General features: G+C 48.0%; 6 protein-coding genes. 2 read left to right on the top strand and 4 right to left on the bottom strand.

Annotated features, from left to right (window positions below):
* Window positions 1-9: 9 nt before the first annotated feature.
* From GVY04_18135 to GVY04_18120, 4 genes are read right to left on the bottom strand one after another with little or no spacing between them, the layout of a single operon-like run.
* Complete coding sequence (locus GVY04_18135) at window positions 10-7,341, bottom strand: amino acid adenylation domain-containing protein (protein NBD17974.1); 7,332 nt, start codon at window positions 7,339-7,341, stop codon at window positions 10-12.
* A 37-nt stretch (window positions 7,342-7,378) separates the two neighbouring features.
* Window positions 7,379-8,440 carry an LLM class flavin-dependent oxidoreductase gene (locus tag GVY04_18130; GenBank protein ID NBD17973.1) on the bottom strand — a complete coding sequence of 354 codons (1,062 nt, stop codon included), beginning with the start codon at window positions 8,438-8,440 and terminating at the stop codon, window positions 7,379-7,381.
* Window positions 8,441-8,454: 14 nt separating this feature from the next.
* Entirely contained in the window at window positions 8,455-13,023 is a 4,569-nt protein-coding gene (locus GVY04_18125; protein NBD17972.1) for an acyltransferase domain-containing protein, read from the bottom strand.
* A complete protein-coding gene (locus GVY04_18120; GenBank protein NBD17971.1) occupies window positions 13,023-18,314 on the bottom strand; it encodes an amino acid adenylation domain-containing protein in 5,292 nt (1,763 codons plus the stop codon). The genes GVY04_18125 and GVY04_18120 overlap by 1 nt, the downstream gene beginning before the upstream one ends.
* A gap of 485 nt (window positions 18,315-18,799) precedes the next feature.
* Between GVY04_18120 and GVY04_18115 the strand changes: the two genes are divergently transcribed.
* Window positions 18,800-19,765, top strand: coding sequence for a helix-turn-helix domain-containing protein (locus GVY04_18115; protein NBD17970.1), 966 nt, complete (start codon window positions 18,800-18,802; stop codon window positions 19,763-19,765).
* A gap of 190 nt (window positions 19,766-19,955) precedes the next feature.
* Complete coding sequence (locus GVY04_18110) at window positions 19,956-22,502, top strand: TonB-dependent receptor (GenBank protein ID NBD17969.1); 2,547 nt, start codon at window positions 19,956-19,958, stop codon at window positions 22,500-22,502.
* The last annotated feature ends 5 nt before the right edge of the window (window positions 22,503-22,507 follow it).

Below are 22,507 nucleotides of genomic sequence, written 5' to 3'. Positions count from 1 at the left end.
GAATTGTGATTAACGGTTTTTGATGGAGCGGCGCCCAATCTGTCCCAATTTCTGGCGACGGCTTTGTTTCAGAGCTTGTTGTTGCTGAGCTTGTTGTTGTTTTTCTTTTTCCTCTAATTGCTCGAGCAGTTTTCCCAGTTGAGATCCTGATGAGTCGAGCATAATTTGTAAGAGGGTTTTTAATTCTTGTAAGAGTTGCGCGATCGCGCGATCGTCAAAGCGGTTATTATCATAAATGGCTTGTAATAGAATGCCGTTTAACGGGGTAACTCTTAACGTGAGCGGATAGTTATTTCGAGTCACGGAACGTACATTGTGAAAGGTTAAGTCATTGTTGGTTTGTTCCAGTAAGGACTCGTCAATGGGATAGTTTTGGAAAACAAGAATGGTTTCAAACAGCGAGGTTTCCAAAGGCACATCGCTCCAACGGTGAATATCGGCAAGGGGGCTGCACTGGTATTGGTTCAGGATTGCTTGTTGTTCCTGAAGTTGTTTTAACCAGGGCAGGAGCGTGTTTTGGGAAGAGACAAAGGCTCGCACGGGCAAGGTGTTGATAAAAACCCCAATCATGGAATCTGAGCCAGCTAAATCAGGGGGACGACCGGAAACAGTGGTTCCAAACACCACATCTCTATCACCGCTATAGCGACTGAGAAGGAGAGCCCAAGCACCCTGAAAAATGGCATTTAAAGTGATTTTGGCAGTTTGAGCTAAGGATTGCAGATGGCGAAACTGTTGTTGGGAAAGAGAGACTTCCTGCTTTTGAGAGCCAACGGTTTCTCCCTGGCGCGATTTCCCTGCGGTTAATCGGTTCAGGGAAGTCGGTGCTGTAAAGCCCCGCAATTTTTCTTGCCAAAAGGCGCGAGCCTCGGCAAAATCCTGTTGTTGTAACCAGTGAATATAGGTTCGATAGGGGGGAGCCGCGGTTAAACTGGGTTCACGTCCCTGGCGAAATGCCTGATAACAGTCAAAGACTTCCTTGAGAATAGCAGCGGACGACCAACCATCAATGAGTAAATGGTGGTGGCTCCAAATAAATTGATAACTCTGCTCTGCCATCTGGATTAAACTCAACCGCATTAACGGCGCTTGGGAGAGGTTAAAGCCCAACGCTCGATCGCGCTGTTCAAAGGTCGTTAATTGCTTGGTTTGTTCCGAGGCCGATAAGTGTTGCCAGTTTTGTTCCAACCAAGGCAGTTCCACCTGTTGATGGACAATCTGTACGGGATCGTCTAATTGCTCCCAATGAAAAGAGGTTCGTAAAATGGGATGACGGTTGATGACTCGCTGCCAAGCCTGTTGAAACGCCGCGCGATTGAGATTTCCTTGCAACCTGCATTGCCATTGCTCGAAGTAAACTTCTGTATCCGAGGCATATAGCGCATGGAAGAGAATCCCTTCCTGAATGGGAGACAGGGGATAGATATCTTCCAGTATGGGATAAGTTGTCAGTAACGTATCTAATGTTTTCTGCTTGAAATTGATAAGGGGAAAATCAGAAGGAGTGTAATGACTGGTTTCAACCAATTGAGTCGCTTCAATCAGTTGTCGCAGCGATGTCTTGAATCTTTGGGCAACCCCTTCAATGGTGGAAGCCTGATGCAACGCCGTGCTATAAGACCAATTCACGTGCAATCGTTCCCCTTTCACAAAGCTATTGATTTCGAGGAGATGAGAGCGTTGGCTTTGGGGATGGCGAGGAGGGCCACTGTTTTCCAGGGCTAATTCAAATAGCGAGAGTTGCGCCAGATTTTGATCGAATTGACCTAAGTAATTAAACAGGATCTGGGAGTGCGACAAATCTTCCAGGCATTGGGCAATCTCGGCGTCTTTACTGAGATAACGCAGGGCCCCATAACTGACCCCCTGATTGGGAATCTGTCGTAACTGTTCCTTAACAGCTTTGAGACTTTCCCCAATATCTCCCGCAGAATGCAGTGTCAGACAAACCGGAAACAGGGCAGTAAACCATCCAACAGTTCGGGAAATATCCATTTCAGCAAAAGGCAGTTCTCGACCGTGACGTTCTAAATCAACTACAATCGAAGACTGGCCACTCCATGACGCGATCGCGTGCAACAGAGCCGTCAGCAAGGCATCATTAATTTCCGTATGATAGATTCTGGGAACTTCCTGCAATAATGCCTGAGTTTCCTCAGGGGTTAGAGTCATGGTGATTTCCCTAGTGGAAGCTGCAATATTGTTGCCGTCGGGATTATCTAAGGGAAGGCGGAAACGAGGGTCTTGTAAGCGTTGTTGCCAAATTTCTGCTTCTTGTTGTTGGGATAAGCGGTTGACCCAATCTTGTAATTTTTCCGACCAATGTTTGAAGGACGCTGTCTTTGGCGGTAAAGCAATGGTTTCTCCCCGTAATTGTTGCTCGCAAGCCGTTTGCAGATCTTCGAGTAGAATGCGCCAAGATAACCCATCAACCACTAAATGATGAATAATGACTAACAGTCGATTCTCTTGATGAGCACCTAACTCAAATAGCGCCACTCGCATTAAGGAACCTTCCCCTAAATCTAAACTCCCTTGCAGTTGAGTTGCCACTGATTCCATAGCAGACATTTGTTCCGTTGCAGGTAAAAGCGACAAATCAATGTGAGAGAAAGGAGAATGATTACTGGGTGGGTCGTTAACCGCTTGCCAACCTAATGGATCAGACACAAAACGCAAACGTAAGGCATCATGGTGCACCAACAAGTGTTGAACCGCTGTTTCTAAAATTGCTGGCGCGATCAGGGTTCGGAGTTTCAGTAATTCGGCTTGGTTCCAGTGCTGTGGCTCTGGTTGTTCCTGCTCGAAAAACCAGTGTTGAATCGGCGTTAAAGGCACTGAGCCAGTAATGGGTTGGTCTGAGTGGTCTTCAGTTTTTGTGGCTGCGGTGACTGTTGTTGCTAACTCAGCAATGGTCTGGCATTCAAATAATTGTTTCGGGGTTAATTGCAGTTGCGCTTGTTTGGCTTTGGCAACCACTTGCATACTGAGTAAGGAATCCCCGCCTAACTCAAAGAAATTATCGTGAATCCCCACTTGTTCCAAGCCAAGCACTTCTTGCCAAATCGTTGCTAACGTCCTTTCTAGAGCTGTTTCAGGACAGGTTAATTCTTGCTCGCGAGGGGGAAAAGTAGGAACCGGCAAGGCATTGCGATCCACTTTGCCATTGGCAGTTAGAGGCAGTTCGTTGAGCAAGGTGATAACAGAAGGCACCATGTAGTCTGGCAACTGCTCTTGCAGATAGCGACGCAATTGTGGAACCAGTTGATTGGCCAATCGCCCTTGTAGCGGATTATTGGCGTAAGCAGACCACGATTGAGGCTCTATTGGTTCTTCCGGAAATGCGGTAATCAGGGCTACTGCTTCTGTCTCTCGTTGGAACAGGACATCATATGTCCCTTCCCCCCTTGACCAATCTATCTCGACTGTATAAGGAAATTCATCACTGAGAGACCAAAGGGTTTCAGGATCAATTCCCGCTCCCTCGGGTAACACGTCCTGCCATTGCGCTACCGTAGCAGGTTTTGTCTCTCTATTCAGGAGATCTGCTTGTTGGATAGCGGTTTGAATGCGGGCATTGGGAACGTTTTTCAGACCCAGTCGCTCAGGTTTGTTTTGGGTAAGCCAATCTCGAATCTGATTGAGGGTTAAGCTCTGCTCTTGCCAATCAAGCCAAGTTATAGCTGGCGCTGAGGGTTGGTTCGTTGGACTCAGTTGCAGGGTCACATCATAACGAAATTGGGTCATTTCATTGCAGTAACGACCGCGCTTGGGTTGAATTCGGACCTGCTCAATTTCAGGCAAGTATTGCTGAAGGGCGCGGAAAAACCTCGGATCAATAACTAATTCTTGTTCTTGGGCAAGGCGCTGTTGTACTCGTTGTTGAAGTTGGTTGCTGCTGAGATCCCTAGGGGCTCGATATAGTTGCACGGCGGTATGAAAGGCTTCCAGCAACGGCAAGCTCCGAACATCGCCAATAAAAATGTTTCCCCCCGGTTGGGTCACTTGAACCGCTCTCTCTAACACGCGCACCAGATACTCGATGCTAGGAAAATACTGAACCACCGAATTGAGAACCACCGTATCCACAGCCTGATTTTCGATTCCCTGAAACTCGTCAGCACTGCGCTGTTCTAAGTGAACTTGTGAGGCTTGTGGTTTCGGTAAATGCTGTTGGATATAGTTCAGAGCGGTTGCTGAGATATCAGTTCCCCAATATTGGCGACAATGAGAAACAATGCGAAACAGAAGCAAGCCAGTGCCACAACCAATTTCTAGAACCTGTTGGGGCTGGGATTGAAGAATCCGCGCTACGGTTTGGTCAACCCATTCTTGCATTTCCATACTTGGAAGGGGCTGATCCGTATAGCTGCTATTCCAGCCAGCGATATTAAACGTTAAGTCTTGCTGTTGTGAGGGCTGATCATAGGTTTTATCAAAGACAGATTCCCATTGCGACACTTGTTCGCCTTGCCAGCTTGGGGCTAAGGCTTGCTGTTCCGGAACAATGTAAGCAACTAAATGTTGATGGTCAGCTTCATCATTTCGTACCGTCACGACTGACTGTTTCACAGTGGAATGTTCAGCAAGAAGCGTCTCCACTTCGCCCAATTCCAGACGCAATCCCCTCAGTTTTACCTGATGGTCAATCCGACCGAGAAATTCAATCATGCCATCCTCTCGATAGCGACCCAAATCTCCGGTTTTGTAAAGTCGGGTTTCTTGGCGAAAGGGATGGGGAATAAATTTTTCCGCCGTTAGTTCTGGGCGATTCACATAGCCTCGGGCTAAACCGGCACCACCAATATAAATTTCACCAGGAATTCCCACTGGCACTAAGTCAAAATGATCATCGAGTAAGTAAATCTCTAAATTGGTAATGGGAGAGCCAATAGGAACGATACGCTCCTTGGCTTGGGGGCGACACTGCCACGCCGTCACATCAATGGCTGCTTCTGTCGGACCATAAAGATTGTGCAGTTCTGCATCCAAACATTGGAAAAAGCGTTGTTGAAGCGGCAAGGGTAAGGCTTCTCCACTACAAATGACCCGCTGAAGCGATCGACAGGCTTGTGAGTCTGTTACTTCCAAAAACATTTGCAACATAGAGGGAACAAAGTGGAGGGTGGTAATTTCTGCTTGCGCAATCAGTTGGCTGATGTAGCTGGGATCTTTATGCTCATCCGGTTGGGCAACAACCAAGCAAGCGCCTGTGAATAGCGACCAGAAAAATTCCCAGACTGACACATCAAAACTAAATGGGGTTTTCTGTAACACTCGGTCATTGCGAGTTAAACCATAGCGCTCTTGCATCCACAACAAGCGATTGCTCACCCCACCATGGGAATTCATCACGCCCTTGGGGGTTCCGGTAGAGCCAGAGGTATAGATGATATAGGCGAGATGTTCGAGTGTGGTTTGGGGACAGGGATTGGTAACCGGTTCTTGGGCTAGGGTCTCTCGGCTGGCATCGAGGCAGAGAATCGGTCCCTGATAATCCGGCAGCAGGAATTGCAAGGATGGTTGCGTCACCAGTGCCGTTAATTGAGCATCAGCGCTCATCAAGGCTAGGCGTTGTTGTGGATAGTCGGGGTCAAGGGGAACATAGGCACCACCGGCTTTTAAAGTTCCTAATAGCGCAATCACCAAATCCACAGAGCGTTTCAGGCAAATCCCCACCGGTTGTTCCAAGCTAACCCCAAGCGATTGCAGATGATGGGCAAGTTGATTGGCGCGCTGATTGAGTTCTCGGTACGTTAGTTGCTCATTTTCAAAAACCAGCGCGATCGCGTCTGGGGTACGCTCAACTTGCGCTTCCACTAATTCGTGAAGGCATTGCTGTTGCGGATAATCAGTTTGAGTGGCATTCCATTCCCTGATCTGTTGCTCTTCAGCAGCAGTTAACAAGGGCAAAGCTGAGAGGCGTTGCTCGGGATTGTCAACAATGCCCTGCAATAAGGTTTGCCAATGTCCCACCATGCGTTTAATGGTGTCAGGATGGAATAAATCGGTACTGTACTCAAACCAACCGCTTAGTCCATCTGCGACCGGATAAAGGTGCAGGGATAAATCCAGTTTGGTTGTCTGATTGTCAATTTCTTCGAGATCCAAGTTCAGTTCCGATAGCTGGGGCGCTGGCATGGGAACATTATTGAGGGTGAGCGATACCTGATAAAGGGGATTACGATCCAGTTCTCGCTCGGGCTGTAACTCTTCGACTAATTTTTCAAACGGAACCGCCTGATGGCTATAAGCATCAAGGGTAACTTTCTGGACGCGCTTCAGAAACGCTCTGAAACTGGGATCGCCAGAGGCATCGGTTCGCAAGACCAGCATATTGACAAAAAACCCGATCAGTTTCTCAAGTTCAGCGCGATCGCGCCCAGCAACGGGAGACCCGACAATCAGATCTGACTGCCCTGTATAGCGATACAGTAACGCTTTTAAGGCAGCCAAAAGGGTCATGAATAAGGTAACGCCTTGCTGTTGACTAAAGCGAGACAGGGCATCGACTAACGATTGCGGAATTTTAACCGGTTCCCGAACGCCGCGAAACGTTTGTATCGGAGGACGGGAATAATCCGTGGGCAGTTGCAACACCGGCGGGTTGGCAAGCTGATGTTTCCAATACGCCAATTGTGCATCCAGTTGACCGCCCTGTAGTTGCTGTCGCTGCCAAATGGCAAAATCAGCATATTGAATCGGTAACTCGGGTAGCGGTGAGGAATCCCTTTGGCAAAAGGCTTCATACAGCCCTGCCACTTCCTGTAAGAGTACCCCTAAAGACCAACCGTCACTAACAATATGATGCATGGTAAAGACCATAATATGTTTGTTGGGATTAAGGCGCAGCAACGTTGCCCGTAAAAGCGGTCCTTGTTCTAGATTAAAGGGAGTTTTGGCCTGCTGAGTTGCCAAACGCGACACTTCCCATTCCTGTTGAAATGGGCTTAAATGACCCAAATCCACAAGTGGGATAGCAATCGTTCGGGTAGAGGCAATGATTTGTCGGGGTTGTCCCTGTTCGTTAGCGGTAAAGTTAGTTCGCCAAACCTCGTGGCGTTGAATAATGGCATTAATGGTTTGTTCCATTGCCCTCACGTTCAGCGGTCCCTCGATATTGACCTTGGCCGCAAGATTGTAAGCAGGACTGTCCGGTTCCAAGCGGTCAAGAAACCACAATCGTTGCTGGGCAAAAGATAGCGGCAATGCCCGATCTGTCTCCCGTTTCGGAATCTTGTCACTGGATTCCCCCTGAGACTGGCCTTTTTGTTTCAGCCGGCGTTTTAATAACTCCCGCTGTTCGGGGGAAAGGTTGGCGAGTCGTTGAGAAATATCCATAGCGATGAACTCAAAAATAAGTACGCGAATCCCCTAATTAGCTGGAAACAACTGCTTGGTGCGAGGGTTGGGTTTGGAAATTGTCCTTCAGTTGCCGCAAATAAGATAAACTGCTCATGACTTGGTCAAATGCCACGCCAAAGTCGATGAGGCAAGCCACTTCATTGACGCCTGCTTCCTTAACTTGGTCTAGGGTAGACAGGCAACTGGTTGGCGTTCCAATGAGCGTTCTGCCATCGAGGTAACGTTCGTAACCGAAGGTCAAAATGCTGTCGATATCATCTTCAGTTAACTGATCCATATCAAAGGTTTTCAGCAAGTTTTTGAGCAATCCCAGATTGGTTTTCAAATAGTTGCAAAACGGTTCCCGAACTGTTTCTTTCACCGTTGCCAGATCCTCGCCGAGGAAAGTATGCAACATGAGAGTGACTTGACCCGAGTTGGGATCATAGCCGTGAGAGGCTAGGGACTCTCGGTAGCGGGCAATTTTTTGTGCCACATCCTCAATGGTTTCGTGCAGGAGGGCCGTTAAAATGTTGGCCCCGATTGCACCGGCTTGGGCAAAGGTTTGTTCCGATTGAGCAGTAATCCAAATGGGCAGTTGCGATTGCACCGGTTTGGGAAAGGTTTGCACCGAAACTGACTGGTTGGCATCGCGCGGTAGGGACACTGTTTCCCCTTGCCAGAGTTTTTGCACAGTTTCAATGCCTTGCCACATTTCTTGTTTCCGTTGTTCATAATTTCCAGGGGCTAGGACAAAATCATCCACGTGCCAACCTGAGGCAAAGGCAATGCCCACTCGACCTTGGGAAAGGCTATCCACTACTGCCCATTCTTCTGCAACACGCAGAGGATGTTGTAAGGGCAAAACCACACTTCCCGCTCGCAAGGCAATGTTTTGCGTTTCCATGGCAAGGGCGGCATTCATTACAGACGGATTGGGGTAAAGCCCACCGAAGGGGTGAAAGTGCCGTTCGGGCGTCCAAATGGCTGAAAAACCGTTTTGATCGGCAAATTTCGAACTTTCGAGCAAGAGACGATATTTATCCGATTCGGTGCTTGATCCGTCGCCGGAAAAGAATAAGAGACTAAATTCCATGATCAGTTTATGTGTTAATCGTTGTCTTGAGCAAGTTGGTTTTCAATTTCTTCCGGGGAAAGGTTTTCCACTTCTTCTAGAAGCTGGGACATTTCATCGGCATCTTCAGCGGGAAGTTGCTGTCGCGCGATCGCGCCTGCTAATTCGGCAATGGTTGGCGTTTCAAAGAGAAGATTTCGCAAGGGAAGTTCCACTTGAAATTCTTCTCGCAATCGAGAAACCACTTGCACAGCTAGTAAGGAGTGCCCTCCCAGCTCGAAAAAGTTATCGTGAATGCCAACGGCCTCGATGCCTAATAGTTCCTCCCAAATATGCGCGATCGCGCGTTCAATGTCATTGCGAGGCGCAACATAGGCTTGCGAGAGATGCTTTCTGGAATGGCCCGGTGCCTGCTTGGTGTCTTCTAGGGGAGCTTGCGGTTGATGCGGTTGTTCAATGCGCGGTTGGAGATCAGTACTGGACACCACAATTCGAGACGCATTCGGCATGGATAGGATTTGCTGGAACGCTTCCACTCCCTCTTGCGGACGGAGCGCCCATTGAGCTGTTGATCCCGGTCCCGCCATTTGCCGCTCTTCCCAAAATTGCCAACCTTCCCAATTAATACTGGTCCAGCAAATGGGATGGGTTTGATTATGCTTACAAGCAAAGGCATCGAGGAAAATATTGGCAGCGCTATGGGCAACAAACCCGCCTAATAGGGAAGCCAGAGAGGACTGTAAAATGCAAAAATCCAGCGTTTCCTGCTTTAAAACCCTTTCCAGAACCAAGGTTCCCTGCACTTTCGGTTGAAAATGCCACTGACAGTCCGCGACCTCGGTTTGCTGGAAGGGACGAAATGAGGATTCTTGGTTAGTTTCTGCTCCATGAATCACGCCATGAATATGGCCAAACTGCATGCGCCCCTTTTCTATGGCTGTTTGCATTTGCCCTTCATCGGCAACATCAACCCGAAGCCAAAGCACATCGGAACTGGTCTCTTGGATGCTTTGGATCTTTTGTTGTCCCCATTCATCCCGTTCCGGCACCTCGGGATGCTCGATCAGAATCAGTTTGGCTTGTGCCTGTTGTGCCAAATACTCGGCCAACATGAGGCTGATATCCCCAAAGGCTCCTGTAATCAGGTAAACGCCCTCTTGCCTTAAAGGCAACTCCGTATCGCTGTTGGGCGGACGAACCGCTTCAAACGTGGGCACCCAGCGATGCAATCCCCGGTAGGCGACCCTTGGTTCATGAGCATCTTCAGAAGTTAATTCCGCCAGCAATTGATCGAGAAGCTGATTTTCTCGAACTGTTTCCGGTTGCGGAATAGTAATGTCAATGTGACGACAAATTAAGTTGGGAGAGGCTTGCGGGATGGACTGACAGGCAGCCAAGATAGTTGCCATTTCTGGATGCAAAGATTCCTCGCCCGTAACGTCTTGCACCCCATTACTTACGGTTGCTATAAGGATATCGTCGAGCAGTTCCAGCTTACCCAAGGCTTGGGCGAGAAAGAGTAAGCTGTAAAACCCGAAATACTGAGATTGGTTAAAATGCTCGCTTTCCGTCGTCTTGGATTGTGAGCAAAGACTCCACAAATGAATGATTTGCCTGGGAACTTGACCCTGTTCTTGCAACCTTGCCATGAGGGTTGCATAATCTTCGCGACAGTAAGGATCAATGGTATAACGGTCCTGCTTCGGTTGCGAAAATTTTTCTCCGGCTTGAACAACGATCACCTGCTGATTTTCCGATTGGAAGCGTTGTAGCAATTTTTCTCCTATCCTCTCTGAACCCACAAACACCAACCAAGGGGAATTGGTCAAAAGCTCTCCCGAAGTTAGGGATGGCGTGCGTTGCCAACTGGAATAATAAAACCAGTCTTGGGCATCCGCTTTTTTGGTTAGGTTGCTTACTGAGGACGTTGATCCATGATCACTCTGTTGAGAGTCGATCCAGTAACGTTCCCGTTCAAAGGGATAGGTGGGCAAGGGCAAGCGATGGCGTCTTTCTTGGGCATAAAATTGGGACCAATGGACAGTTGTTCCTGTTTGCCACAGTTGCCCCAGAGTTTCAAGCAGATGCGCTTGTTCTGAACTTGACGCCTTAGGATGGGGAAGCGAGGTAAAAATGCGGTTTTCGGTGGTGCTAGTTTGCTGACTCGTCAGCTTGGCTAAGGTTTGTCCCGGTCCTACTTCGAGAAACAAGCGGTTGGAATCGTCTAATAACTGAGCAATGCCCTCGCGAAACTTGACAGTTTCCCGAAGCTGTCGCACCCAGTAATTGGGGTCAGTGGCTTGTGTTTCTGTCATCCAAGTTCCGGTGACATTGGAAATTAGCGGTTGCTGAGGCGAATGCAACCTCACCTTTTCCACAGCAGAGGCAAAAGTGTCTAAAATCGGCTCTACCATTGGGGAATGAAAGGCATGGGAGGTTTGCAAACGGCGATAGTCGATTCCCTTGCTGTCCAGTTTTTCCTGAAAGGCTTGTATGGCTGCATCAGAGCCGGAAACGACGCAGTTGGAAGGTCCATTGCTGGCGGCTAAGGCAATGTCGTCATCCAATAAGTTCCTAACATCGTCTTCCGGTAAAAAGATAGCTAGCATGGCGCCGCCGGGAAGCGTCTGCATGAGCCGTCCGCGATTTGCCACCAGGGTTAGTGCATCTTCCAAGGAAAAGACTCCTGCCAAACAAGCTGCCACATACTCGCCAATGCTATGACCGATCATCGCTTCGGGAACAATTCCCCAAGACATCCATAATTGCGCGATCGCGTACTCCACGGAAAACAAAGCGGGCTGAGCAATTTCAGTTTGGGTCAACTTGTCTGTAGCGGTCTCGGTATCTGAATCAGGGGGATAAACCAGCGACCGCAAATCGCATCCCAGATGCAGTTGCAGGAATTGGGCACAGTAATCAAAGGTCTCGCGAAAGATTGGTTCCTGTTGGTACAATTCCCAACCCATATTCAGGTGTTGCGCCCCTTGTCCAGGGAATAAAAAGGTAATGGCACGACGCGATTCGGTTGCAGTAATTGGATTCGACGGCGGCGCTTCTAAGGTTTGACAAGCAGTTTCCAGATCTTGGCAAACCACGGTGCGACGATGTTCAAAATGGCGTCGCCCTACAGCAAGGGTATAGGCAACATCGGGCAGTTTTAACTCAGGATGGTCTCGCAGATGAGCGGCTAAGTTGCGACTTGCGGTTTCCAAGGCGGAGTCGGTTTTGGCAGAAAGCACCAATAATTGCCAAGGACGGCTGGCGCTAGATTCCGGTAACCGGGGCGCTTCTTCTAAAACGAGATGAGCATTGGTCCCCCCGATGCCCAAGGAACTGACGCCGGCTCGACGCGGTGTCCCATTAGTTTTCCATTCCGTGAGATCCGTATTCACGTAAAAGGGACTGTTGGCAAAATCGATCTCGGGATTGGGTTCTTGGAAATGCAAGCTCGGCGGGATCAAGCCTCGTTCCAAACTCAATACCGTCTTAATTAAACTGGCAACCCCAGCAGCAGCATCGAGATGGCCCACATTGGTTTTCACCGAACCAATCGCGCAAAATTTTTCCGTTTGGGTTTTTTGGGAAAAGGCTTTGGTCAGCGCTTTAATTTCAATGGGATCCCCCAAAGCGGTTCCGGTGCCATGGGTCTCAATATAATCAATGGTTTGAGGATCAATATCCGCCAACGCCATGGCTTCCGCGATCGCCTCTGCTTGACCTTCCACACTGGGGGCGGTATAGCCCACTTTGCCAGACCCGTCATTATTCATGGCACAGCCGCGAATCACGGCATGAATCGTATCTCCATCCGCGATCGCGTCCGCTAGCCGTTTCAAAACGACAATCCCCACGCCATTGCCAATCACTGTTCCTTGAGCTTTTGCATCAAAAGCGCGGCAGCGGCCATCGGGGGAGAGAATGCCCCCTTCTTGATAGAAGTAGCCAGCGGTTTGAGGAAGATTAATTGTAACACCGCCAGCGAGGACAATGTCGCTTTGATAGCTCAACAGACTTTGACAAGCCAAGTTTGTCGCCACCAGAGAAGTCGAACAAGCACTTTGAACGCTAATGCTGGGGCCTTTGAGATTTAATTGGTAAGAGACCCGAGTTGCTAAGAAATCTTTTTCATTGCCCATGAGGGTTTGATAACCGGATTCGGCATCCAGAAATCCCTCATTCGAGGCTAAGTTGGATAACAAATACCCGTTCCAGCCCACCCCAGCATAAACGCCAATGCGACCGTCATAGTGATCTGAGCTATATCCAGCCTGTTCTAAAGCCGTCCAAGCCTGTTCCAAAAACAGCCGTTGTTGGGGATCCATGGTTTGTGCTTCCCGAGGATTGTACCCAAAAAAGCTGGCATCGAATAAATCAATCTCTTCGAGGATGCCTTTGGCTTTGACATAGTTCGGATGATTCAGTAGGTTTGAATCCACCCCAGCCTGTTCCAGTTGCTCCTCGCTAAAGTGCGTAATGGATTCCACACCATTCGCCAAATTCTCCCAAAACTGGTCTAGGGTCCGGGCGCCGGGAAACTGCCCAGTCATGCCAATAATGGCAATTCCGTCTAGTTCTTCCTGCATGCTTGCCTCACTCATCATTACCGTTTACGCTTACGTCTTAATTGCTTTTGTCGGGCAAACGCCCGTTTTTGTCCTTGCACCCGCTTTTCGAGAAACTGCCAATCCGCTTCCGTCGGGGAGGACTGCGTACAATAGGTTGCCAACGCATGAATGGTTGGATGCTCAAATAAGTCAACCACGGAGAGATTTTGTTGTAGACGCTCGTGCAACTTTTCTCGCACTTGCACCACCAATAAGGAATGACCGCCTAAATCGAAGAAGTTGTCGTGAATGCCCACTTGTTCGACGCCCAGCACCTCTTGCCAAATGGCAGCAATTTGTTCTTCCAGTTGGGTTTGGGGCGCTTGATAGCTCACCGCTAATTCTGGGCGACTGGGTTGGGGAGAGGGTAACGCCTGATAGTCCACTTTGCCGCTGTTGCTCAAAGGCAGGGCAGTTAAGGGGACAAAGTGAGTCGGGATCATATACTCCGGCAAGGTTTCTTGGAGAAATGCTCGCAGGTCACTCACATTGGGCAATTGAGCAGAAGAGACCAAGTAGGCCACTAATTGCTCCCCTTGGGCAATAACAACACTTTCTTGAACTGCCTCATGCTGTTCTAATGCCGCTTCAATTTCTCCCAGTTCAATGCGGAACCCGCGAACTTTCACTTGATCATCGATTCGTCCTAAGAATTCAATGGTGCCATCGGCTTGATACCGTGCCAAATCCCCCGTCCGATACAGTCGGTTTCCCGATGCTTGAGAAAAGGGATGGGGAAGGAACCGCTCGGCGGTGAGTTCCGGACGGTTTAAGTACCCCCGAGCCAAACCTGCACCCCCAATATAGAGTTCTCCGGCAATGCCAATGGGAACCGGTTGCAGATAGGCATCTAAAATGCAAAGCTCTGTATTGGTAATGGGTTGACCAATGGGAATTGACCCGGCATGAGACTGTTGCGAGGGCAGAAAATAAACACAACAGCCAACTACCGTTTCAGTGGGTCCATACTCATTCACCAGTTGCGTTTCTGGGGTTGCCTCTTGCCAGAAGGCAATGGTTTCACTCACCAAGTTTTCGCCACCGATAATCAAGGCTTTGCTTCGTCCCGCTGCTTCCGGCGGGGATAATTGGTGGCTCAGCCATCCCAATTGAGCCGGCGTCATTTTAATGAGACTGTAGCCGGTACTGTTGCGCAGTTTTTTGCCCAGCGCTTCCATGGTTAGAGATTGCTCAGGCAAGAATTCGACACAGGTACCAGCAAGCAATGGGAGAAACATCCCTGTAATGGTCATGTCAACGGCAAGGGAAGAATGAACCAAGGAGCCTTTTCCCTCAGTTATGGGATAAGCCTGTTTCGCCCAGTCTAAGTAATTTGCCAATCCGCGGTGGGGAATGGCAACCCCTTTTGGCGTTCCCGTAGATCCAGAGGTATAAATGGTGTAAGCCAAATTCTCCGGGCAGAGTTGAGTCTTTGGAGGCTCGGAGCTTTGCTCAAGAATCGTTTGCCAATGAGAATCAAGGCTGATGACGGTTGCCTGGGTCTCGGGAAGCGCATCAAAAAGCGTCTTTTGAGTCAGCAACAGAGGAACCTGCCCATCGTTCAAGAGCAGTTGCAATCGCTGTTTGGGTTGGGTCGTATCTAGCGGTACATAAGCACCACCGGCTTTTAAGATTCCCAGTAACCCAATTAGCAGATCTGGGGAGCGTTCCATCGCAACTCCCACCAAAACCTCCGGTCCCACTCCCTGTTTTTGTAAGTAGTGGGCTAACTGATTGGCGTATCGGTTTAGGGCTTGGTAAGTCAATACCTGTTCTCCGCAAGCAACCGCGATCGCGCTCGGGGTTTGGGCTGCCTGTTCCGCAAACTTTTGGGGAAACAGCGACGGTTCCACCGTGGTCTGGCCCAGTTTTAAGAGACGGTCTCGTTCCCCCTCGGTTAGGATAGGCAACTGCGAAATCCACTTATTGGGGTAGGCAACAATGCCTTCCAATAGGGTTTGGAAGTGCCCCAGCATCCGATCAATTGTGCCGGTTTCAAATAGATCCCGGTTATATTCAAACGTGGCAACTGTTCCCGAATCCGTGGTTTCTATAAAGAGGGTTAGATCGAATTTGGCGGTTTCACTGGGAATCTCCTGATAGGTTAGCGACAATTCCGACAAATTGGGCGTGGGTTGGGGAACGTTCTGAAACGCAAACATCACCTGAAACAGGGGATGATAACTCAGATCCCGTTCCGGTTGCAGTTCAGTGACCAATTGTTCAAAGGGAAGGGCTTGATGAGCATAAGCTTCTAGGGCAACTTGACGCACCTGGGCTAGGAAGTCTCGAAAACTGGGTTCGGCGACGAGATTGGTTCGCAACACCAAGACATTGATAAAGCACCCGATTAACCCCTCCAGTTCCCAGCGATCGCGATTTGCCGTGGGAGAGCCGACTAAAATATCGGTTTGCCCGGTATAGCGGTAGAGCAAGGTTTTGAACGTTGCCAGCAACGTCATGAAGGGGGTGGTTCCTTCTTGCTGGCTAAGGGATTCCACCGCCGTCATCAGATCTTGGGGCAATAAGCGCGATCGGCGTGCCCCGCGAAAGCTGCGAACCGGTGGGCGAGGATGATCCGTGGGTAAATTTAAAACAGGTAGGGAACCGGCTAACTGTTGTTGCCAGTAGTTTAGTTGCAGCTGAAAATCCAATTGCTGTTGCCAATGGGCAAAATCGACATATTGGATGGGCAATTCCGACAAGGAAGGCGATTTTCCTTGAGAAAATGCCTCATAAACGGTTGCTAGCTCACGAACGAATATGCCCATTGACCAGCCATCAGCGATAATGTGATGTAGGGTAATAACCAATTGATGCCGATCCGGGCTGAGGCGCAATAATTGAGTTCGCCACAGCGGAAATTGCGAGAAATCAAAGGGGGTTTGGGCTTGTTCCTTTGCTAACCGTTCAGCTTCAGCTTCGGCCTCTGGTAAGGGTTGCAAATCAATACAAGGGAGAACGTCGAACGTAAGGGAATGAATGATCTGAGTAGGTTGTCCATCTCGAATCTCGAAATGGGTTCGTAAAATCTCGTGACGTTGAACAATGGCATTTAGGCTTTGCTGCAATGCCCTAACATCAAGGTTTCCTTGCAATTGAATCGAGAGGGTAATGTTATAGGTGGGCGTTCCTGGGGCAAGTCGCTCAAAGAACCAAAGTTGTTGTTGGGCAAAAGATAGAGGATGAGATGTCTGAGCTTTTTCCTCTGGGGTTAGGGGGATAAGCGGATTCCGTTTGACAACCGTTAATTGGTCGTTGATTTGTTGTGCCAACTGAGGCAAACTTACCCCATCAAACAAGTCAGTAATGGAAATTGTCACCGCCAGTTCTTGCTCAATGCGGTTTTTCAATTCAAAGGCATTGAGAGAATCCATTCCTAGCGCGCTAAGGGAGGATTGGGATTCAAGTTGAGAGTATTTTAAGTTGAACGTTTGGGTAATTAAATGTTGTAGATATTGCTTGAGATATTCCTCGCGCTCAGAATGGGGAACCGTAAGCAAATCTTCGCGCTGGAGAGGGGATTCCGTTTCTGGAACTGGATCAAGGTCTAAAATACTGCTGCCAACGGCTTCCAATTCCCCTGCTAAATAGAACTGGCGACAGGCACGGCGTTGAATTTTGCCGCTTGACGTTTTGGGAATGCGACCGCCTTTCAGTAAAACCACTGCATAAGCCGGCACTTCATGCGCTTCGGCAATGGCTTCGCGAATGGAAGCAATTACTTCTTCTGTATCTGGTTTTTGTCGAAATTCCAGTTCTTGAACGATGACCAAGCGTTCTTCGTTGCCCACCTCTACCGAAAATGCGGCGCCACTGTCCGAGCGTAAAGCAGGGTGACTTTGTTCCGCCGTCAGTTCAATATCTTGCGGGTAAAGATTGCGTCCGCGAATGACAATCAAATCCTTCGCCCGCCCGGTAATAAATAGCTCTCCCCGATCCAGAAATCCCAAATCTCCAGTGCGCAAAAATGGGCCTTCTCCCGTATCGGCAAGGTAGGCATGAAACGTCTCCTCGGTTTGTTCAGGGCGCTGCCAATAGCCATGACCCACACTGGGACCTGAAACCCAAATTTCGCCAATTTCGCCAGGGGCGCAACGATTAAACGTTTGCGGATGCGCGATCGCGATCTGCTGGTCTGGTATGGATTGACCGCAACTAACCAATGATTGAACCGTTTCTGGCTCCTGAGCTTCCACAACCCGATTTTGTTCCAGCGCCGATTTTTCCGCGGGTTTGGTTCGAGGCACCACTGCTTTTTCTCCCCCAGATACCATGAGTGTGGCTTCTGCCATGCCGTAGCAGGGATAAAAGGAGGCTTGCCGAAACCCACAAGCAGCAAACGTGCTGGCAAATTGCTCTAGCGTACTGTGGCGAACCGGCTCCGCACCATTAAACGCGACACTCCAACTGCTCAAATCTAAGGTAGCTCGTTGCTCTGGAGAAATTTTCTGAACACAGAGCTCATAGGCAAAATTCGGTCCTCCGCTAGTTGTTCCCCCATAATCGGAAATCGCCTTGAGCCAGCGGTAAGGACGCTGGAGGAAGGCAGTCGGGGGCATCAAAATACAAGGAAATCCCCCATATAGGGGTTGTAGAATCCCACCAATGAGCCCCATATCGTGATAAGTAGGTAACCAAGAAACAAACACACTATCTGCAGAATGTTCCATTAGTTGGTAAGTTATGGCAGCATTATGCACAAGGTTGCCATGACTGAGCATTGCCCCCTTGGGGGTTCCCGTTGAGCCTGAGGTGTACTGTAAGAAAGCTAGGCTATCCGAGTTAATGGCAGGCATTTGCCATGATCTCTCAGGTTCTGGCGATAAGTTATCTGTGGTCAGCCAGTGCAAACTAGGAAAATTCGCTTTTTCGGCTAATAGCGATTGCACCTTTGGCAGTAAATTGCTAGTGGTGAGGGCAATAGAGGCTTGGGCATCCTCCACCAGTGAAACAATGCGAGGGGTATTGCGCCGATTACGCGGTGGATAAGCCGGAACCGCAACCACTCCTGCATACAAACATCCCAAAAAGGCGATTAAGTAATCTAGCCCAACGGGATACAGAAGCAAAGCGCGATTGGCACTTAATTCCATTTCTTGCAATTGAATAGCAATTGTCCGACTAGAATAATCCAGCTCACGATAAGTGATTCGGCTTGATTCGGTTTCGCCATCGCCCAGAAAGATAAAAGCAACCTGATCCGGTTGATAAATTGCCCTTTGTTGTAGAATTTGGATGAAATTCTCAGAAAATTCCGTTGAGAAGCCAGTATGAGGTTCAGGCATCATGGATTTTTTCAAGCCTTAAACTAATGAATGGTTTGTGCCAATTTTGCACAGGTTTTCTTGTCACTCAAAAAAGATTAGTCTTAACAAAGTGACCTTACAGAAATGTTCAAAATCTTTCTATGCGTGATCCACGGTTATAGCAGATGCTTTCCGTGTCACTTGCTGCCTTTAGAAAGGCGTAATCTGCAACTACCTTGTTTTTAGTTGTTTTTGCAAATACTTTTTATTAGTTTACTGGATCAAATTCGTTCTTGCAAACATATTTCAATAATTTAAAGATTTTTGAAGTGTATCTGTCTTGTTAACGAATATTGCTAAGCCTTTTAATACTCGTGTTTTGGCTATTAACTGATAAATACTAGACAAATTTGAGTCGGAACAGTCAGCAAACTTTTTCTGAATTTATGCGATAATAATGCAAATATTTTTTGATAAAAACGAGCATTGACCGCTAACGGAGCCAGAGAAAGGAAGAAATACTTATGACGATCGCGCTTTCTTATGCCAAGTATCATCAACTGTTAGAAGCCAATCAGCATACCTCTAGTGACAAATTTGAAAGTGGTTCCAAAATACCGGAAAACATTGGTCAAGGCAAAATTCAGAAATTTGTTTTCCAAAATGATCTGGGCTTAGTCATTAGAGACCTTCAAATGCGCGATCGCGTCATCTTAAAGAATCCACCTCGTCAACATCCAGTAGAATTGGGTTTTCGTCTCAGTGGATATTTGCAAGATGAATACGGCAATTATCTGCAAGCGGGACAAAACATTCTCGTAGGAGGCTTAGAACCCGGTGGCACTATAGACTGCTTTAAACCTCAAAATTTGTTAGAAATTAGCATTTATGCAGAATTACAGCATTTAGAAAGATTAATTGGTGGGTCGCCTGAATCTTATGGTCTAGCTCTCAAGCAATTTTTTCATACTATCCAAAAAGAACCCTATTTCTTGGTGAATGCAACCACCCCAGCCATGCAAATCCCCCTCCGTCAAATTCTACAATGTCCGTATCAAGGTATCACCAAACGACTTTATCTAGAAAGTAAAACCTTAGAATTAATTGCCTTGACCCTAGAACCTCTTCTCAATCGTTGCCAACGGCAAGCTGCAACCCTTAATCAGCGCGATCGCGATAAAATTCATCTAGCCCGAGAAAGATTACTGGAACAGTTAGCAGATCCTCCCTCCTTAAAAACATTAGCGCAAGAGGCAGGATGTAACGAGTATAAACTCAAGCAGGGATTTCGGGAACTGTTTGGAACCACCGTATTTGGTTACCTGCATAATCATCGCATGGAGTGTGCTCAACTTTTATTGATGAAAGAAAACGTCACTATCACCGAAGTCGCTTGCGCCGTGGGTTACAACAGTATTAGCGCCTTTAGCACTGCCTTTCGGAAAAAGTTTGGCATCAGTCCAAAAAGCTACTGGCAAAGCTATCTTTAACCATTTGATCAAAATAAAGATCCGTTTACATAAAAAAAACTCCGTTTGAATAAAACTTAGAATCCTCGCTTCCGGTAAAGTTGACAAGAGTTCTTAAAAAGAGGTTGGAAATTATCCAAGTCAACAACTGCTTTGTCCTCAAATAGAAAGGAACTGTACTGTTTTGATGTCATAAGTGTGAGGAGTCAATGTGAATCAGTTGCAACAATTAAACAGATTAGGAATGGTTAGTGGCGTTGCATCAGCAATAGTCATCGTCGCCCAACCCGCTTTTGCCCAGGGAATCGCAGTCACCAATGTCCAGCTTCAGAAAAGTGATCGCGGTCTGGAACTGATTTTGGAAACCCCAACCGGTAAACAACCGGAAACCTTTCGTACCACCTATGGGGAAACCTTAATCATTGACTTGATTAATACCCAACTCCAAGGAGAGGGGTTCGTAGAAAAAAACCCAGCTTCGGGAATTGCCTCGGTAGAAGTGGTTCAGCAATATGCCAATACAGTGCGGGTGAAATTGGTGGGTACGGAGACAGTGCCCACAGCGCAAATCAAGACAACCGGTCAAGGGATTGCTCTCAATGTCAACACCGATATAACCACTGCGGAAGAACCAGCACCACCGCCAGCACCGACACCAACGCCACAACAACCGGAAATGGGACAACAAGAACCCATTGAACTGGTGGTGACGGCAACCCGAACCGAACAACGAGAAGAAGAAGTACCTCGGTCAGTGACCGTCATTGATCGCGAAGAAATTGAGGAACAAGCTAACTTTACTCAAAACTTAGGAGATATCCTTGGCAAACTGGTGCCTGGATTTGGTCCACCCAGTTTTCAAAACCGTACCAACGTACAAACCCTGCGTGGTCGTCAAGCTCAGATTTTAGTGGATGGGGTTCCCTTACGAACCAATGGTGCTGTGGATATCCAAACCCGCTTTATTACCCCTTCTGCCATTGAACGGATTGAAGTGGTACGGGGTCCCACGGCAGTTTTCGGTGGAGAAGCCAAAGGGGGAGTCATTAATATTATTACCCGTGAGCCGACTGAAGAACAATTTGAAGCAACTACCAAAATTGGTGTTGGCGCTGCCCTCGGTGGCTTAGAAGGGGATAGCTTTAGCAATCAACAAGAACAAACCATTGCTTTTAATCAAGAGCGTTTTGACTTAACCTTTACCTTTTCTCGTGAAGATACGGGGAGTTTCTTTGACGCAGAAGGCGATCGCGTTGCCCCGAATAATGCCACATTAGATAAAACCAATACGCTCAATTTCTTAGGAAAGTTTGGTATTGATTTTACCGAAGAACAGAGACTACAACTGACTGTTAATCATACGCGCGATCGGCGAGAAGATCTTGATTTTGTTGCCGAAGCCTCTGAAGAAGAAGGAGGAAAAGCCGTTGCAGTCGAGGAGGATTTAAGCTACGAAGATGACACAGAACCCAAAATTAACAACACCATTGTTAACTTAAACTATACCCACGAAGACTTAATCGGCAGTGAAATCCAAGCGCAAGCCTACTATCGGGATACATTTAACCGCACCCGAACCCCAAACCGGCGATTTGTGAACTTTGCCCCCATTGGCACCGTTGTCAACTCCGAAAATGATAATGAAACTTGGGGCGGACGTTTGCAAGCGGATACGTCTCTGGGAGAGGATTCGAGTCTTCTCTGGGGTGTGGATTATGAGTCGCAAAAGGCGGGTGATCAAACCTTTAATCAATTAGATATGGCACTTTTAGATGAACAGGGGATTGTTCGGAAAGTGGGAGAGATTCCAATTTTGCCAGAGTTTGACTTTAATAAACTCGGTTTATTTGCGCAAGCCCAGTGGCAATTGAGTGATCGCCTCCGTTTCAGTGGAGGGCTGCGACATGAACGATTTACCCTAAATTTAGAAGAAGACTTTAACAACGTTGTGGGTTCAACCATTGAAGCGGGAGAAGAAAACTTTAATGAAACGCTTTTCAATCTGGGACTGGTTTACAACTTTACGGATGAAATTAACGGGTTTGCTAAATTCTCCCAAGGTTTCTCGGCTCCTCCCTTTGGGGATGTGATCAGTGTTGCGCCTGATGGTTTTGCCATTGGCAGTAATTTCGATGATTTACAACCGGAAAAAGTTGATGAATATGAAATTGGTCTTCGTGGCAATTGGGAGAATATTAATGCCAGCTTGTCTGCGTTTTATAATTATTCTGCATTGGGAGCTAATTTAGTGGTTCCCAGTAGTCCAAACGAAATTTCGAGCCTAGCTCGTGCGCCGCAGCGAGTTTATGGGGTGGAAGCGACGCTGGATTGGCAAATTGAGGAGGACTGGCAAGTTGGTGGTACCCTCAGTTGGAATGAAGGGGATAGTGACAATAATGATGATGGCGATTTTCAACCTCTGAGTACTCGTCAGATTCAACCGCTGAAGATAACCGCTTATTTGGAAAATCAGACGACGCCGGGTTGGAATAATCGGTTACAGCTTTTGTTGGTGGGTAGCCGCGATCGCGCGTTTGATGAAGAGGTGGATCCTTCTCCTGTCGATAGCTACGTTGTTTTAGACTATATCAGCAGTATCAAGTTAGGTCAGGGAACCCTGCAAATCGGGTTGGAAAACTTGCTGGACAATCAGTATCTCCCTGTCTCGTCTCAAACCAGTCTTGGCGGTAATCTTCCTCAAAATGCCTTTGCTGCAACTGGAAGAAGAGTGACGATTAACTACTCTCTAACTTGGTAAATTCG

The sequence above is a fragment of the Cyanobacteria bacterium GSL.Bin1 genome, assembly GCA_009909085.1.
Taxonomy (GTDB): Bacteria; Cyanobacteriota; Cyanobacteriia; order Cyanobacteriales; family Rubidibacteraceae; genus Halothece.
Note: the sequence above shows the minus strand (reverse complement) of the source record. Positions and strands in the feature narration are given on the sequence as shown.